At 51.3% G+C, this 16,990-nt stretch carries 17 protein-coding genes; 9 read left to right on the forward strand and 8 right to left on the reverse strand.

The features are described 5' to 3' along the window. Positions 1–35: 35 nt before the first annotated feature. Positions 36–1,481, forward strand: coding sequence for a metalloprotease TldD (gene tldD / locus ABD035_RS05405; protein WP_212714973.1), 1,446 nt, complete (start codon positions 36–38; stop codon positions 1,479–1,481). A 47-nt stretch (positions 1,482–1,528) separates the two neighbouring features. Here the strand turns inward: tldD and aaeR are convergent, their stop codons facing one another. Beyond that, positions 1,529–2,449, reverse strand: a complete 921-nt coding sequence (gene aaeR, locus ABD035_RS05410; RefSeq protein ID WP_343868351.1) for an HTH-type transcriptional activator AaeR — start codon at positions 2,447–2,449, stop codon at positions 1,529–1,531. A 253-nt stretch (positions 2,450–2,702) separates the two neighbouring features. Between aaeR and aaeX the strand changes: the two genes are divergently transcribed. Genes aaeX through aaeB form a run of 3 tightly spaced genes read left to right on the forward strand, consistent with a single transcriptional unit; the run spans position 2,703 to position 5,813 of the window. After that, positions 2,703–2,906: a p-hydroxybenzoic acid efflux pump operon protein AaeX gene (gene aaeX / locus ABD035_RS05415; RefSeq protein ID WP_025903802.1), complete on the forward strand. Its 204-nt coding sequence runs from the start codon at positions 2,703–2,705 to the stop codon at positions 2,904–2,906. A 7-nt stretch (positions 2,907–2,913) separates the two neighbouring features. Next, positions 2,914–3,846, forward strand: a complete 933-nt coding sequence (aaeA, locus tag ABD035_RS05420; RefSeq protein ID WP_212714971.1) for a p-hydroxybenzoic acid efflux pump subunit AaeA — start codon at positions 2,914–2,916, stop codon at positions 3,844–3,846. 11 nt (positions 3,847–3,857) lie between these two features. Then, complete coding sequence (gene aaeB, locus ABD035_RS05425; protein WP_343868356.1) at positions 3,858–5,813, forward strand: p-hydroxybenzoic acid efflux pump subunit AaeB; 1,956 nt, start codon at positions 3,858–3,860, stop codon at positions 5,811–5,813. A gap of 294 nt (positions 5,814–6,107) precedes the next feature. On the opposite strand, the gene ABD035_RS05430 is transcribed toward aaeB, so the two are convergent. The 5 genes from ABD035_RS05430 to zapG form a co-directional block, all read right to left on the reverse strand. After that, positions 6,108–6,371, reverse strand: coding sequence for a YdgH/BhsA/McbA family protein (locus ABD035_RS05430; protein ID WP_343868358.1), 264 nt, complete (start codon positions 6,369–6,371; stop codon positions 6,108–6,110). Positions 6,372–6,777: 406 nt separating this feature from the next. Further along, positions 6,778–7,248: a transcriptional regulator ArgR gene (argR, locus tag ABD035_RS05435; RefSeq protein WP_212714968.1), complete on the reverse strand. Its 471-nt coding sequence runs from the start codon at positions 7,246–7,248 to the stop codon at positions 6,778–6,780. Between the two features lie 439 nt (positions 7,249–7,687). Beyond that, positions 7,688–8,755 (reverse strand): outer membrane-stress sensor serine endopeptidase DegS, encoded by a 1,068-nt coding sequence (gene degS / locus ABD035_RS05440; RefSeq protein ID WP_343868360.1) that lies wholly within the window; start codon positions 8,753–8,755, stop codon positions 7,688–7,690. Positions 8,756–8,843: 88 nt separating this feature from the next. Continuing rightward, positions 8,844–10,220 (reverse strand): Do family serine endopeptidase, encoded by a 1,377-nt coding sequence (locus ABD035_RS05445; protein ID WP_212714966.1) that lies wholly within the window; start codon positions 10,218–10,220, stop codon positions 8,844–8,846. Positions 10,221–10,308: 88 nt separating this feature from the next. Continuing rightward, entirely contained in the window at positions 10,309–10,710 is a 402-nt protein-coding gene (zapG, locus tag ABD035_RS05450; protein WP_212714965.1) for a Z-ring associated protein ZapG, read from the reverse strand. 210 nt (positions 10,711–10,920) lie between these two features. Here zapG and zapE point away from each other — a divergent pair, with 210 nt between their 5' ends. The 5 genes from zapE (at position 10,921) to sspB (ending at position 14,589) form a co-directional block, all read left to right on the forward strand. After that, positions 10,921–12,054 (forward strand): cell division protein ZapE, encoded by a 1,134-nt coding sequence (gene zapE / locus ABD035_RS05455; RefSeq protein ID WP_212714964.1) that lies wholly within the window; start codon positions 10,921–10,923, stop codon positions 12,052–12,054. Positions 12,055–12,299: 245 nt separating this feature from the next. After that, positions 12,300–12,728 (forward strand): 50S ribosomal protein L13, encoded by a 429-nt coding sequence (gene rplM, locus ABD035_RS05460; RefSeq protein WP_025903811.1) that lies wholly within the window; start codon positions 12,300–12,302, stop codon positions 12,726–12,728. 15 nt (positions 12,729–12,743) lie between these two features. Further along, positions 12,744–13,136: a 30S ribosomal protein S9 gene (gene rpsI, locus ABD035_RS05465; protein ID WP_025903812.1), complete on the forward strand. Its 393-nt coding sequence runs from the start codon at positions 12,744–12,746 to the stop codon at positions 13,134–13,136. Between the two features lie 305 nt (positions 13,137–13,441). Continuing rightward, entirely contained in the window at positions 13,442–14,083 is a 642-nt protein-coding gene (gene sspA / locus ABD035_RS05470; RefSeq protein ID WP_343868365.1) for a stringent starvation protein SspA, read from the forward strand. Positions 14,084–14,085: 2 nt separating this feature from the next. Further along, positions 14,086–14,589 (forward strand): ClpXP protease specificity-enhancing factor, encoded by a 504-nt coding sequence (gene sspB, locus ABD035_RS05475; RefSeq protein ID WP_212715166.1) that lies wholly within the window; start codon positions 14,086–14,088, stop codon positions 14,587–14,589. Between the two features lie 57 nt (positions 14,590–14,646). On the opposite strand, the gene ABD035_RS05480 is transcribed toward sspB, so the two are convergent. Continuing rightward, entirely contained in the window at positions 14,647–15,390 is a 744-nt protein-coding gene (locus tag ABD035_RS05480) for an SDR family NAD(P)-dependent oxidoreductase (RefSeq protein ID WP_343868367.1), read from the reverse strand. Positions 15,391–15,569: 179 nt separating this feature from the next. Further along, positions 15,570–16,988 carry a glutamate synthase small subunit gene (locus ABD035_RS05485; RefSeq protein WP_343868369.1) on the reverse strand — a complete coding sequence of 473 codons (1,419 nt, stop codon included), beginning with the start codon at positions 16,986–16,988 and terminating at the stop codon, positions 15,570–15,572. Between the last annotated feature and the right edge of the window lie 2 nt (positions 16,989–16,990).

Genomic DNA, 16,990 nt, shown 5'->3' on the forward strand with positions numbered 1-16,990 from the left:
GCTATAGTCAAACGCGATAATACAAGTGAGAAACCATGACACTGGATCTGGTAAGTGAGCAGTTACTGACTGCCAATAATATTACACGGCAGGATATTTCTTCCCTGTTAGGCCAGCTTTCAGAACGCCGCCTGGATTATGCCGATCTCTATTTCCAGTCGAGCTACCATGAATCATGGGGTCTGGAAGACAGCATTATTAAAGAAGGCTCCTGGAATATCGACCAGGGTGTCGGTATCAGGGCGATCAGTGGCGAGAAAACAGGGTTTGCGTATGCTGACCAGTTAACACTGAATGCCCTTCAGCAAAGTGCTGACGCGGCCCGCAGCATTGTGCGCGAAAAAGGCAACGGGCAGGTGAAAGCGCTGTCTGCAGTGAACTACAAGTCCCTGTATCCTGCGGTTAATCCGCTGGATAGCCTGAGCCGTGAAGATAAAATCACCCTCCTGCACCGTGTGGATAAAGTGGCACGCGCACAGGACTCCCGGGTACAGGAAGTCAGCGTCAGTCTGACGGGGATCTATGAGCAGGTACTGGTAGCGGCAACCGACGGAACATTCGCCGCGGATATTCGCCCTCTGGTTCGTTTATCGGTCAGTGTGCTGGTGGAGGACCACGGCAAACGTGAACGTGGTGCCAGCGGTGGTGGTGCGCGTACCGGTTATGAGTTCTTCCTGGCGGATGAACAGGGTGATGTCCGTGCAGATGCCTGGGCAAAAGAAGCCGTGCGTATGGCGCTGGTTAATTTGTCTGCGGTTGCGGCGCCGGCGGGAACCTTACCGGTTGTACTGGGGGCCGGCTGGCCGGGAGTGCTGCTCCATGAAGCCGTCGGTCACGGGCTGGAAGGGGACTTTAACCGTCGTGGAACCTCGGTCTTTAGTGGACAGATGGGGCAGAAGGTTGCGTCTGATCTCTGTACGGTGGTGGATGATGGTACGCTTTCCGGACTGCGCGGCTCTCTGGCGATTGATGATGAAGGTGTGCCGGGCCAGTACAACGTGTTGATCGAAAACGGTGTGCTGAAAGGTTATATGCAGGATAAGCTGAATGCCCGTCTGATGGGTGTTCCGCCGACCGGAAATGGTCGCCGTGAATCATACGCTCATCTGCCCATGCCCCGGATGACCAACACTTATATGCTGGGTGGACAGTCAACGCCACAGGAAATTATCGAAAGCGTTGAATATGGGTTATATGCCCCGAATTTCGGGGGAGGCCAGGTCGATATCACCTCCGGTAAGTTTGTCTTCTCAACCTCCGAAGCTTATCTGATCGAAAAAGGGAAAATCACGTCGCCGGTGAAAGGGGCAACCCTGATCGGTTCCGGTATTGAAGCCATGCAGCAGATTTCTATGGTCGGTAATGATCTGGCGCTGGATAAAGGTGTGGGAGTCTGTGGTAAAGACGGACAGAGTGTGCCTGTGGGTGTCGGTCAGCCGACATTGAAACTGGATAAACTGACGGTCGGTGGTACTGCCTGATCTTCCTCAACATCTGAGTACGCACCGCCAGCCTCCCGGGGTGCGTACTAATTCCTTGCCCGGTTCTCCTGATATTTTTTTGCCATTTCACTGAAGTATTCCGTCAGGTAATCGATGCAGACCTGAACTTTAAGCGGCAGTTTATTCCTCTCGGTATAGAGTGCGTACACCGGGCGTGGTTTCGCATGATACTGCGGGTAAAGGATCTCAATTTCACCGCGGTTAATTTCATCCAGTATCCACATTAACGGCACATAAGCGATGCCGGATCCCGCTTTCAGCCAGCCAATCAAGGTCAGCGGGTCATTGGTGGCAAAACGTCCCTTCGGTGCCAGCGTTAGCGTCTGGCCGTCCGGTGAAACCAGCTCAAATTCATTGTAGGGGTACACACTGTATTCCAGCCACGCAAAACTTTCTAACTCCTCCGGACGTCCGGGTAACTCATGGAGGCCCGGGAAATGCCTTGAGGCACATAACACCATCGGCATACTGCCCAGACGACGGGAAATGAGTGCGGAGTTTTCCAGGGTACCCGAGCGGATCACCAAATCCAGCCCATGGGCTATCAAATCAGGCGCGGGGTTACCGGTAATGAGGTTGACGCTCAGGCCGGGATAATCGTGCAGTAGCTGAGCGGTCATCGGCGACAGAACATTCTGCGCCATGGTGGTGGTACTGCCGATGCGCAGCATACCGATGGGGGTATTATTAAATGCATAGAGTTGTTCATGGACCTGATTCGCCTCATGCAGCATGCGCCGGCAGCCCTGATAATAGATCCTGCCGGCCTCTGTCAGGCCTATGCTGCGTGTACTGCGGTTAAGAAGTTTAACCTGCAGTTCATCTTCCAGCTTTGCGATAGTCTGGCTGACAGAAGACACACTCAGGTGTAATTGCCGTGCTGCTGCAGTGAAAGACCCAAGATCGACCACTTTCACAAACACAGACATTCCTTTTAACCTTTCCATTATTAACTCTCGCTTAAAAGTGATTTACGTCACATTTTGTAGAAAACTAACTATCAGACACGTTACTATAGACCGATCGCATCGATAATTTATGTGCTGCAGTTACCAGTGAAAATTATACAAAATCGCTTTTGTTGACATATGCTTGTGGTTCACCCGCCATCAGGTCGCGTTCATCCTGATGTTGAAGGCCGTGATCATCAGGTATTTCGGATGCCTTTTGATTTATGGTTTTGATTCTAAAGGATTTTTAATGAGTGTTCACCCGGTACTAGTCGTTTTCGGGCTATCGTTTCCGCCCGTTTTCGTTGAACTCATTCTGTCACTGCTGCTGTTCTGGGTGGTGAAAAGAATTCTGACGCCCACCGGGATTTATGACCTGGTCTGGCATCCTTCACTCTTTAATACGGCTCTTTATTGCTGTGTCTTTTATCTTGTTTCCAGTTTAATGGTCTGAGGTTTCAGTGAAAACGCTTATAAAAAAAGTCGCACGTTACGCGATAACCCTGATCCTGGTGGTCGTTGCCATCGTGATCGTTTTTCGCGCCTGGGTGTACTACACCGAATCTCCGTGGACAAGGGATGCTAAATTTGCCGCCGATGTCGTGGCGATTTCTCCTGACGTGACCGGACTTATCACTGATGTCAAAGTGCATGATAACCAGTTCGTGAAACAAGGCGACACGCTGTTCGAAATTGACCGTCCACGTTTCCAGGAAGCACTGGATGAAGCGCAGGCAAATGTCGATTACTACCAGTCGGTTGTGGACGAAAAACGCCGTGAAGCCGCCCGCCGCAACCAGCTCGGTGCCGTTGCCTTATCGAAAGAAGCGGTAGAGCAGGCGAATAACACCCTGCAGACCAGCGAGCAGCAACTGGCCCAGGCGAAAGCCGCCCGTGATTTAGCACAGATCGATTTAACCCGTACGGATGTCAGGGCGCCGGCAGATGGCTGGGTGACGAACCTGACAGTGTATGGCGGAGAATTTATCAGTCGCGGTTCTGTGGCCGTTGCGCTGGTAAAAGCCCGCACATTCTATGTGATCGCTTACATGGAAGAGACCAAACTCAGTGGTGTTAAACCGGGCTTCCGGGCAGAAATTACCCCGCTGGGGAGTAATACTGTCCTGCGCGGATCGGTTGACAGTATTGCCGCCGGGGTGACAAACAGCAGCAGCAGTGTGGATTCCAAGGGTATGGCGACGGTAGATTCGAACCTGGAGTGGGTCCGTCTGGCACAGCGTGTTCCTGTGCGCATCCATCTGGACGTACAACCTGGCAACCGTTTCCCGGCGGGGACGACGGCCACCGTTGTGGTCACCGGGGATAAAGACCGGCCTGACGAAAAACCGTCTCCGGCGACAGATTTACTGAAACGACTACGTGAGTTTGGTTGATTGTGGGGTCGGTGATTCAGTTTTTACGTTTCCCGGTCAAACTGACGTTTGCCGTCTTACTGGCACTGATGCTGGGGTTCTTCTGTAATTTAGAAACTCCGCGCTGGGCGGTGATGACGGCAGCGATTGTGGCCGGCGGACAAGCGTTCGCCACCGGCGGAGACCCTTACTCAGGGGCGCTACGCCACCGGGGAGTCTTAAGGATCATCGGTACCTTCCTTGGGTGTATCGCCGCACTGACTATCATGATCTTCACCGCCCGTGCGCCCGTCGTCATGCTGATGTTGTGTTGTCTGTGGGCCGGCCTATGTGTCTGGCTCTCTTCGCTGATGCGGGCTGAGAATTCTTATGCATTAGGCCTGGCCGGTTATACCGCCTTAATTATCGTCGTGACGGTAGCGGCCAGTGGTTCACTGGCCCTGGTCCCCCGTTTCGCCGTTGAGCGTTGCAGTGAGATCAGCATCGGGATTTTTTGTGTGATCCTGGCCGATATTATTTTCTCCCCTCGTTCGATTAAAAAAGTGATCGATCACGAAACGGAATCATTACTGATCGCTCAGTACCAGCTGCTGCAAACCTGTATCAGACAGACAGATAAAGAAGAGCTGGATAAAGCCTGGGGGGCATTAGTCCGTCGTACCAGTGCACTGGGGGGAATGCGCCAGCAGTTAAGAATGGAGTCGACCCACTGGCATCGTTCCGGGCGCCGGGTAAAGATGCTCAATATACTGTCTCTGACCATGATAACCCAGGCGGCCGAAACCTTTCTTATCAGGACGACCCGGCAAGAGTACATACCAACGGCGTTCTATGAGCTGATAAACCGTGATGTCAGTAACTTTGCTGAACTCTATCAGCAGTTAAAAGCGTTACGGCGTCTGGTGACGTTAACGGGGAACCGCCAGGTCCCGGAAACTATCAGCACATGGATAGGTGCCGCCAGTGAATATCTGGTGTTACTGAAAGGGCTGAAAACGAATGCCAGGATCAGCCATATTGAAGAAGCTATTCTGCAACGTGAAATTGTTGTGCATGTGCGTTCTGCCGAAACGCATCCGGCGATGATTAACGGGATCCGTACCTTTGTTGCCACCGCGCTGGGGTCACTCTTCTGGCTCTATTCCGGCTGGAATGCGGGCAGTGCCTGTATGGTGATGCTGGCGGTTGTGACCGCATTAGCCATGCGATTGCCTAATCCGCTGATGCTGGCGAAAGATTTTCTGTACGGTATGTCCGTCGCCGTTCCTCTCGGGGCGTTGTATTACATGTACCTGCTGCCAGGTACACAGCAAAGTATTTTCCTGTTGTGTCTTATTATGGGAACGATGGCTTTCGTTGCGGGCATTTTTATTCAACGCCGCCAGCTCGGAACCCTGGGGGCCTTCGTGGGGACGCTAAATATTCTGGTCCTGAGTAATCCGATGGACTTCGGTATTAATACCTTCCTGGATAGTGCGCTCGGCCAGGTGATTGGCTGTTTCCTGGCACTGATGGTGATATTACTGATCAGGGATAAATCAAAAGCCCGCACCGGAAGAAAAATTCTTAATCGTTTTATTTATGCCGCGGTGTCTGCACTGACGACGAACCCTGAAAGACGACGGGAAAATCATCTGCCGGCACTGTATCAGCAACTATTTCTGCTGCTGAATTTGTTCCCGGATGATATTAATAAATACCGATTGGCATTAACATTGATTATCAGTCATCAGCGCTTGCGGAAGGCTGATATCCCGCATACCGATGATCTGTCTGAATTCCACCGCAGATTGCGTCATACCGGAGATCGGGTGATTTCATCCCATAATGATGAGCGGCGGAGCTATTATTACAATCAGCTATTACAGGAACTGGAAATTTACCAGCAAAAGCTCCATGAACACTCGGTGCCTGTTACCGTGATCGAGCCGGTAAGGCGTCTGGAAGATATTCTGATCCGTTACCGGAGCACCCTGATTAACCTGTAACTGAAGACGTTATTATTAGCTAAAACCTGCGGTCGCGGGTGTCACGCCAGCCGGCGATAAGAAAAGCCCCCGGAAGGGGGCTGAAATGACATTTTTCAGGGGATGGAACTTCTTTCCGGGCAGGCCCGGTCATTATAATAATCTTATTTCACGGTTGCAGAGTCGGTCGACGGCTATCTTATTTACTCTGCGGATAAATTACGATGCCGCAGAGGTTCACCTTACTGTTTCCGTTATGCTTATCCTGTTATCAGGCGCATTATGCAGGTATTGTCTTATAAAAAGAGGGTGCCGTTATTTATAAACGACTGCCGTCGCATGATAATTACCATTCATATAATCTTCAGTGATTTCATACGCCCGGGCACCCATGGCATCTGCTTTACTATTTAATTGTTCATTAATATCTGATGGTGCCGAATTAATGCCACTGACGGTAATAACCCCGATGGAATGCATACCCTGTGCCTGCTCGCTATTAATTGATTGTGCAGCAGAAGCGGTAAATGAAACAACAGATAATACACCCATCATAGCCAGTGCGGCTTTTATACTCACGATTCATTCCTCAGTTAATATTCATTTTTTGTGATGTCGATCACGGAAGGGATTATAGTACTGATAACGGAAGAAATTAATATGTAGCTAATAATAATTCGGTCAAGTGTAACCGGTTACTTGATATTTTTTATAACAAATTCAACTAACAGTTGACTGATATTTAACCTTTGTTTGTTTTTTATCAATATAAACAATAAGATGCATCAATTTAACATTTTGTGCTATCGCCCGGGTACTGTCTTTTTTGTTTCATAAGTGTGATGTTTTATGCTGCGGGAATGCGGGAATGCGGGAATGCGGGAATGCGGGAATGCGGGAATGCGGGAATGCGGGAATGCGGGAATGCGGCTAAAGGTACGGAACCCCTGCCGCCAGGGTAACGACGGCAGGCAGAGGTGCGCGACTAAAGTTCCTGTTCGAATAATGTCAGGATAGCATCGTAGAGTTTTTTCACGGTGAACCCCCGGGAAGGGGTAATAAAGATGGTGTCATCACCCGCGATAGTGCCAAGGATCCCTTCGGCTTTCCCCAACGAGTCCAGCAAGCGGGCGATCAACTGTGCCGCTCCGGGGCTGGTATGAATGACCACCAGTGCGTCATTATAATCGATATCCAGAACCAGATTCTTTAACGGGCTGGTCGTCGTTGGTACGCCGAGCTCGGCAGGCAGACAGTAGACCATCTCCATTTTTGCATTGCGGGTACGAACGGCGCCAAACTTGGTCAGCATTCGCGACACTTTAGACTGGTTAATATTGTTAAAGCCTTCGTCCTGAAGCGCAGCAACAATCTCGCCCTGAGAACTAAACTTTTCTTCTTTCAACAGGGCTTTGAATGCCCTGACTAAATCTTCCTGTTTAGAAGCGATTCGCATAGGCTACCATTTTTTATATTAGGGTGATTCCGTAGAGTAGTTACATTATTATGCATGCTGGTGAATTTTTATGCAATATATAACCTGTGACCTGGCCCCTGGTGTGAGCAGGGCGCGGATTTTAACAAATAATCCTGAACTAGTCCAAACCGCTATATAACTCTGTACACATGGTTATTTATGTTATTCATCTCTTTTTCGCGGTGTTTACGTCTTTCCTGATATTCAGCACAGGGGCTGATGAGCAGGGCTGAGAGGCTTACCGATAGGGGGCCGGCAGAGCATGACCGTCAGTCAGGGAGTATTCATCAGCAGAGGAGCGGTGCCGGGGGCAAGGTTGCACCGCGGCAACAGATAACAGTAAGAGTGTCTCAGGATGGATAATAAGCCCCGACTGCGGGGGCCTGCTTCGCTCCCCGCGCCGGTTGATGATGGCGGCTTAGTTGTCGTGCGGAAATTCCTGAATCGTCACCGGCAGGGTCAGCTTTTTATCATTACGCAACACCTGCACCTGTATGACAGCCCCTGGCCTGATCTCAGCCACCTGGTCCATCGTTTCCTGAGCGGACAGGGCAGGTTTTCCGTTCACACTAAGCAACAGGTCGTTAGGCTGGATACCTGCCTTCTCGGCCGGCCCGCCAGGGGCGACTTCACTCACCACCAGTCCCTGGATTTTATCCAGGCTGGTTCCCTGGCTATGGAAAGCAGGAATTTCGCGCGCAGTGATCCCGATAAAGCCACGGATCACCCGTCCATAACGGATCAGTTTATCCATAATCTTGGTCGCCAGCGCGGTAGGAATAGCAAAACCTATGCCTTCAGGCGTCTCACCGTCACTGCTTTTATCAAAGGTCAGAGTATTGATACCCACCAGTTCGCCCTGCGAGTTAATTAACGCGCCGCCGGAATTCCCCTGGTTGATGGAGGCATCGGTCTGCAGGAAATTCTGGCGGCCCGACGAACTCAGTCCGACCCGACCGGTGGCACTGATAATTCCCTGGGTCACGGTCTGTCCCAGATTATAAGGATTACCGATGGCCATCACGACGTCGCCGATATGTGCAATGCGTTTGGTATTAATCGGGATCACTGGCAGGTTGGCGGCAGAAATTTTAAGCACGGCGAGGTCGGTCATCGCGTCGGAACCGACCAGAGTCGCCTCATAAAACCGGCCATCCTGTAAGGCAACGATGATTTGTCCGGCGTTATTGATGACATGTTTATTGGTCAGGATATATCCGCGGGCATTCATAATGACCCCGGACCCCAGGGTGGTGATCCCCTGATTATTATTGGCCTGGGTATTACGGTTATAGACGTTAACCACTGCGGGCGCAGCACGTCTCACTCCCTGGCTGAAACTGACAATAGGTTCCTCAGAGGCGTCAGAAGAATGGCTAAATAATCCTGACAGCCAGCTTCCGGTATGGAATCCGGGCATAACCAGTAACAGCACTCCAGCCACAATAAGGCCGATAATCACCGAACGTAATAATTTGATTAACATGCCGATCGTTTTGCAGGGAAAGGGGCAGTAAGGATAACATGATAACGACCGGGACGGGTATCAGCTTGTGCCGGTCGTTATCTGATTTTTATCGCATTAACAGGTAGATACTTTCCTGACCGCGAATGACATTCAGTGCAATCACCTCAGGCCTGGTTTCCAGCACTTTTTTAAGCTCAGCCAGATTCTGCACCCGTTGGCGGTTAATACTAATAATAACATCCCCGGGATGCATACCCACCTGCGCGGCCGGGCTCTGTTTGGTCACATCCACGACCCGGATCCCTTTCACTTTACTGACCGTCTCACCATCAGTTAAAGATGCGCCCTGGAACGCAGGCTCATCAAGACGGGTAGTGGAAGACACGGCAGTGCCGCTCTGTTCAAGCGTGACCACAACGTTCAGAGGTTTGCCCGCACGCAGTACACCCAGTCGTAATTTGTCTCCTGGTGAGTGAGTGCTGACTTTTACTCTTAGTTCTGCAAATCCGGACAGGGCTTTATCATCGAGAGTGGTGATGATATCCCCGGCTTTCAGACCGGCTTTTGCCGCGGCAGACCCGGGAAGTACTTCGGCCACGAATGCACCGCGGCTGAGGTTCACATTGAAGGCTTTCGCCATCTCAGGGGTCAGTTCCGTGCCTTTGATACCGAGTTGCCCGTGTTTTACCTGGCCGTATTTGATCAGCTGGTCGGCAATATTCATTGCCATGTTACCCGGGATGGCAAATCCGATGCCGATGTTACCGCCATTCGATGCCAGGATAGCCGTGTTGATACCGATCAGCTCACCACGCAGATTGACCAGAGCCCCGCCGGAATTACCGCGGTTGATGGCAGCATCGGTCTGGATAAAGTTTTCCAGTCCTTCAATATTCAGGCCACTGCGCCCCAGTGCGGAAATAATGCCTGAAGTCGCGGTTTGCCCTAAACCGAACGGATTACCGATAGCGACGGCAAAATCCCCGACCTGCAACTGATCCGAGTCTGCCACGTTAATCTGCGTCAGGTCTTTCGGGTTTTTCACCTGCAGGAGTGCGATATCTGTCGGGGTATCACTGCCCACCACTTTCGCCTCAAACTGACGTCCGTCACTCAACTGTACGGTGATTTTTGTCGCGTCATTGATGACATGGTGATTGGTAAGAATATATCCCTTTCCGGCATTAATAATGACGCCGGATCCCAGGCCTTCAAAGGGCTGTGGCTGTGCAGACTGTGCCGGAGGCTGGCCCTGGAACTTCTTCAGAGGTTGAGGAGTATCCTGAGCACTGGCCGGAGATTGTACGCCACTGACCTGAACACTGACGACAGCAGGCAAAACGCGGGAAAGCATCGGGGCCAGAGAAGGTAACGGCTGACCATCCACCTTAACAGGCAGGGTGGCATGGGCAAGCGGTGACACTGATAAATTCAGTCCGGCACTCAGTGAGAGAGCTAACAAAAGTGGCGATAGTTTTTTCATTCTGAAGGTGTTCCCGCGATTAAACGATGGAGTTGGCCCGGAGATGCCGGTAAATGAAGATATCCGGGTGCGACCGCACCCGGGAAGGTTACTTACGACTCGCCGGTCCGTTTCTCAGTAATCCTGAAGCGCCTTCTGAGTAGTCCCGTGGGATCTGTACCGGGGCCTGATCGTTATCGGCTTCTGCTTCTGTCGCCTGCCAGGTGAACGGGTTCTGGTCACCCGGTAAATCCGGCAGCAGGTTATTGGAACCTTTCGCCATGTGCTGATACAGCTGACGGTAATCGTGCGCCATATTGTCCAGTAACTCTGCACTGCGTGCAAAATGACTTGTCAGTTCTTTACGGTATTCTTCCAGTTCAGCTTTGGATTTTTCCAGTTCATACTGAACCGTATGCTGCTCACGCAGTTTTTTATTACCGAAGCGCATCACGACCGCGCCGATGACAAGTCCAACCACTAATCCAATGAGTCCGTATTCCCAGGTCATAATAACTCCCCTAATTTCCGTTGTTATTCAGGGTACAACGGTTTCTTCTTTATGATAATCAGTTCACAACAAAAAGATAACCTACTTCAATGATAGTCACTATACCCGTTAATCTTATGGATGTGGAATCCTGAGTCTGGCTGGCGTACTGTATAACGGTTTTTTTTCGTCAAACATCCCCGACGGGGCTTTTCTGAAAAGCTGAGACAAATGCAAATGACATCACCTCTGGCCCTTTACCAGCAAGCGCTTGACCGTGGCGACTACCAGCCTGATGACGTACAAAAATCAGCGATTACCTGCCTTGATGTGATTTATCAGTCGCTTACTGAACGAGTTCAGCAACCTCCTGCTGTCCGACAGGGGTTACTGTCCCGCTTATCTGGTTTATTCGGTAAGGCCCCTTCCGCGGATGTCCGTCCTGTTCGTGGGTTGTATATGTGGGGAGGTGTCGGGCGGGGGAAAACCTGGATCATGGATCTGTTTTTTCAGTCTATTCCGGGTCAGCGCAAACTCCGGTTACATTTTCACCGGTTTATGCTTCGCGTGCATCAGGAACTGGCGGAATTACAGGGGCACAGTGACCCCTTACTGATCATCGCCGATCGCTTCAAAGCGGAAGCGGATTTATTGTGTTTTGACGAGTTCTTTGTGTCGGATATTACCGATGCCATGTTATTGGGGACCCTGATGCAAGCCCTGTTTGAACGCGGGATCACTCTGGTGGCTACCTCCAATATTCCTCCGGATGAACTCTACCGTAACGGGCTGCAACGTGGACGCTTTCTGCCGGCCATCGAACAAATAAAACGTCATTGCGACATTCTGAACGTGGATGCCGGCATCGACTACCGGCTGCGGACTCTGACGTCAGCACACTTATGGAAAACGCCGCCAGGGGATGCCAGTGAGCAGGAAATGGCAGGGATCTTTGGTGCTCTGGCGGGATGTGACTATCAGGCGGCAGGATCACCGGTACTGGAAATCAACCATCGTCCGCTGGCCACGCGAAAATCCTGCGCAGGAGTGGTCGCCCTGGACTTTGTTACCCTGTGTGGTGAGGCACGCAGTCAGCTGGATTATATCGAGCTCTCAAGGCGCTATCACACCGTGTTGCTGTTTAATGTGCCGGTACTGACTCCGGCGATGGAAGACCAGGCCAGACGTTTTCTGGCATTAGTCGATGAGTTTTATGAACGACATGTTAAACTGGTCGTCTGCGCAGAAGCGGCGTTGAGTGATATTTATCGGGGTAATCAACTGAATTTTGAGTATCAACGCTGCCTTTCACGTCTGCAGGAAATGCAGAGTGAAGAGTATCTGTGCCGCCCGCATTTGCCCTGAGTGCAGATGCCGGGAAGAGGGTTCGCAATTTTATCTTAAAAAGGGTCGACCTTTGCGGGGGACTTCTCTATAATCTTGCGACCCCACGTTACGGCAAATGGTTTTTTTTCCCAAAAACCTTTGTGATCCGGTAACTCTATCCGAAGGGGTAGGCTTACTGGCAAAATAGTCGTGTGAGCCTCAATCGTTTACTTAAGCGTTTGGGATTTCACCAACGTGTAACTTATATTTGGGTAAGCTTTTCAATGAAAACTTTTACAGCTAAACCAGAAACCGTACAGCGTGACTGGTATGTTGTTGACGCGACAGGCAAAACTTTAGGTCGTTTAGCGACTGAACTGGCTCGTCGTCTGCGTGGCAAACATAAAGCGGAATACACTCCGCACGTTGATACCGGTGATTACATTATCGTTCTTAACGCCGAGAAAGTTGCTGTTACTGGTAACAAGCGTAGCGATAAGATCTATTACCATCACACTGGCCACATCGGTGGTATCAAGCAAGCGACCTTCGAAGAGATGATTGATCGCCGTCCTGAGCGTGTGATTGAAATCGCGGTTAAAGGCATGCTGCCAAAAGGCCCACTGGGTCGTGCTATGTACCGTAAACTGAAAGTTTACGCAGGTAACGAGCACAACCATGCGGCACAGCAACCGCAAGTTCTTGACATTTAATCGGGATTACAGGCAATGGCTGAAACTCAAAACTACGGCACAGGTCGCCGCAAAAGCTCATCCGCTCGCGTCTTTATCAAGCCGGGCAGCGGAAACATCGTTATCAATCAGCGTTCTTTAGAACAGTATTTCGGTCGCGAGACTGCACGTATGGTCGTGCGTCAGCCGCTGGAACTGCTTGATATGGTAGGTAAGTTTGATCTGTACATCACCGTTAAAGGTGGTGGTATCTCTGGTCAGGCCGGTGCGATCCGTCACGGTATCACACGCGCTCTGATGGAGTATGACGAATCTCTGCGTTCAGAACTGCGCAAAGCGGGCTTTGTTACCCGTGATGCACGTAAAGTTGAACGTAAGAAAGTCGGTCTGCGTAAAGCACGTCGTCGTCCACAGTTCTCCAAACGTTAATTCTTTGCTGCTTATGCAGCATTGCAATTGGCCTCAAAAACCCGCTTCGGCGGGTTTTTTGTTTTCCGGCGCTCAGAAGGCTGCAGTTCCGGACTATTTATTGGTAAATCTTTAATCACCCCCCACAAACAGGTGAAGATCTGGTAAACTGTGGGCCTGATTTATACCTGTCAGCAAGAGCGATGCCCCGGGGGCCTGAGGGTCCATAGCAGGGTATCTGAGCAGACTGACAGGTTTTATGCATACTGGCTAGTCGGCTGTTGTTGGCTATTCGTAGTATCTTTTTGAGCTAAGTGGAGGTTTTCATGGCTGTCGCTGCCAACAAACGTTCGGTAATGACACTGTTTTCCGGACTCAGTGATATTTTCAGCCATCAGGTACGTATTGTACTGGCCGAAAAGGGCGTTAGTGTGGAGATCGAACAGGTCGATATGGATAACCTTCCGCAGGATCTGATTGACCTGAATCCGTATTGTACCGTGCCGACTCTGGTTGACCGTGAACTGACGTTGTATGAATCACGTATTATCATGGAATACCTGGATGAGCGTTTCCCTCATCCGCCATTAATGCCTGTGTATCCTGTTGCCCGTGGTGAAAGCCGCCTGATGATGCATCGCATTGAGCAGGACTGGTACAGCCTGTTGTTCCGTATCGAGAAAGGAACCGCTCAGGAAGCTGATGATGCCCGTAAACAACTGCGTGAACAGTTACTGGCCATTGCACCTTTATTTTCCCGTACTCCTTTCTTCATGAGCGAAGAATTCAGTCTGGTCGATTGCTATCTGGCTCCGTTACTGTGGCGTTTACCGTCAATGGGCGTAGACCTGAGCGGCACTGGCTCTAAAGAGCTGAAAGGCTATATGACCCGCGTCTTTGAACGTGATTCTTTCCTGGCCTCTCTGACCGAAACTGAACGCGAAATGCGTTTACAATTTCGGGGCTGATTATGGAAATGACTGAACTGAGTGCACGTCGTCCTTATCTGTTGCGGGCATTCTATGAATGGCTGCTGGATAACGATCTGACGCCACATCTGGTGGCTGACATTAATCTGCCGGGCGTGATGGTTCCGCTGGAATATGCGCGCGATGGACAGATCGTACTGAACATTGCTCCGCGTGCTGTCGGTAATCTTGAGATGACCAATGACGCCGTGCATTTCAATGCCCGTTTTGGGGGTGTTCCTCGTCAGGTGATGGTGCCGATGAATGCGGTGATGGCTATCTATGCCCGCGAGAATGGTGCCGGAACCATGTTTGAACCTGAGCCTGCCTATGACCAGCTATCAGAAGATGATGCTGAGCCGCAGGCTGCGCCGTCAGAAACTATCATGTCAGTCATTGAGGGTGATTTGCCTGAGGGCACGACCGACTCAGAGACCGATGGCGATGATGAACCCCCTCATCCTCCGCGCGGCGGCGGACGTCCGGCGCTACGTATCGTTAAGTAAGCCATCAGCATCTCATGAAAAACCGGCCCGCAGGCCGGTTTTTTTATGCCTGAAACACTATTGGGCGGTATATCCGCCATCGACCAGCAACGATGCACCATTGATAAAACCGGCCTGATCACTGGCAAGAAAAAGCACGGCAGCGGCCACTTCCTCCGGACGACCCAGGCGGCCCTGTGGATGAAGTTTAATTAACTCTTCTTTTTGGGGGGTGGATAGCTGGGTGAGTAGCGGGGTGTCGATATACCCCGGACAAACAGCATTCACACGGATGTTTTTACCGGCATAATCTGCCGCCAGTGTTTCGGTTAACAGTTTCACTCCGCCTTTAGCGGCGGCATACGCCGTGACATGACGTTTACCGACAAAGCTATGAATAGATCCACAGTTAACGATAACCCCGGGGAGATGATGTCCGGTCCAATGCCGGATAGCATATTTATTACTGAGAAAGACCCCGGATAAATTGATATCAATCGTTTTCTGCCAGTCGGTGAATAAGAGATCTTCTGCCGCACCATCACGGGCGATACCGGCATTAGCAAACACAATGTCCAGCCTCGAAAAGTGCCGGAGCGTCGTTTCGATCAACTGTTGCTGGTCCGCCTCACTACATACATTTGTCCGGCAGAAGATCACCGGCATTCCCTGTTGCTGAAGTTCGCGGGTGATCTCTTCGCTGCCGGGTGCAATATCGGCAATAACCACAGACGCCCCGGCAGAAGCAAACGCTTTAACCGTTTCGAGACCAATACCGCTGGCTCCGCCGGTAACAATGACGACCTTTCCTGAGAAATCCATATCAGTTCCTTTTCCTGGCTACGGGATATTCCGTAAGCAAGAGACAGGATAGCCGAAGGGGTTGGTTGAATTCTGTGCATAAAAGCCCGTTCCCGGGCATCGGCCGCCAGAAATCACCGGGCTCGGGCGAAAAAAAAGGCACAGTATTGTGCCTTTTTTCGGGGAAAGCTGACGGCCGGTCAGACCTCCAGGTAATCCATAATACCTTCTGCCGCTTTACGACCCTCAGCGATAGCGGTAACGACCAGGTCAGAACCACGGACAATATCGCCACCGGCAAATATCTTAGGATTACTGGTCTGGAAAGCATTATCGCTGTTCTCAGGCGCAATAATACGTCCCTGAGTGTCAAGTTCGACACCAAAGCTCGCCAGCCACTCCATACCATGCGGACGGAAGCCGAATGCCATCACCACGGCATCCGCCGGGATAATATGCTCAGAACCTGCGACGATCTCTGCACGGCGGCGGCCGGCAGCATCTTCAGGGCCCATTTCGGTACGAGCCATCTTAACGCCACAGACCCGGCCCTGACTGTCGATCTCAATACCCAGAGGTTGCAGGTTAAACCGGAATTCGACCCCTTCTTCACGGGCATTTTTCACTTCGCGGCGCGACCCTGGCATATTCTCTTCATCACGACGGTAAGCGCAAGTCACATGACTGGCCCCCTGACGGATGGAAGTCCGCACGCAGTCCATCGCCGTATCCCCTCCGCCGAGCACGACAACACGTTTCCCCTGCATGGTGATGTAAGGCTGTTCTTCCAGTGGCTCAAAGCCCATGGTGTGACGCGTATTCGCAATCAGGAATGGCAGGGCATCAAAGACACCCGGCGCATCTTCGTTTTCCAGGCCACCGCGCATCGACTGGTAAGTCCCGACGCCCAGGAAGACAGAATCGAATTCATCCATCAGGTCGCTGAGCTGTACATCACGTCCCACTTCCGTATTCAGACGGAATTCAATGCCCATTTCGGTGAACAGTTCGCGACGTTTGATCATCACTTCTTTTTCTAACTTGAAAGAAGGAATACCAAAGGTCAGCAAGCCACCGATTTCCGGGTGACGGTCAAAGACCACTGCCTGCACACCATTACGGGTCAGGACATCGGCACAGGCCAGCCCGGCCGGGCCGGCACCAATCACGGCGACACGTTTACCGGTCGGGGTGACATGCGACATATCCGGCTTCCAGCCCATCTCCATCGCTTTATCATTGATATAGCGCTCAATGTTACCGATGGTGACAGCGCCAAACTCCGCATTCAGCGTACATGACCCTTCGCACAGGCGGTCCTGAGGACAAACGCGGCCACAGACTTCCGGCAAACTGTTGGTCTGGTGCGACAGCTCTGCCGCTTCCATAATCCTGCCTTCATTGGCCAGCTTCAGCCAGTTAGGAATATAGTTATGGACCGGACATTTCCATTCGCAATACGGGTTACCGCAGTCCAGGCAACGATCGGCCTGAGCTTTGACCTGCCCTTCAGAGAAGGGCTCATAAATTTCGACAAATTCAATTTTCCGAAGTTTCAGCGGTTTTTTCGGCGGATCAACACGCTGCAAGTCGATAAACTGATAAACATTCTGACTCATCG

This window comes from Tatumella terrea (assembly GCF_039523755.1).
Classification (GTDB): domain Bacteria; phylum Pseudomonadota; class Gammaproteobacteria; order Enterobacterales; family Enterobacteriaceae; genus Tatumella; species Tatumella terrea.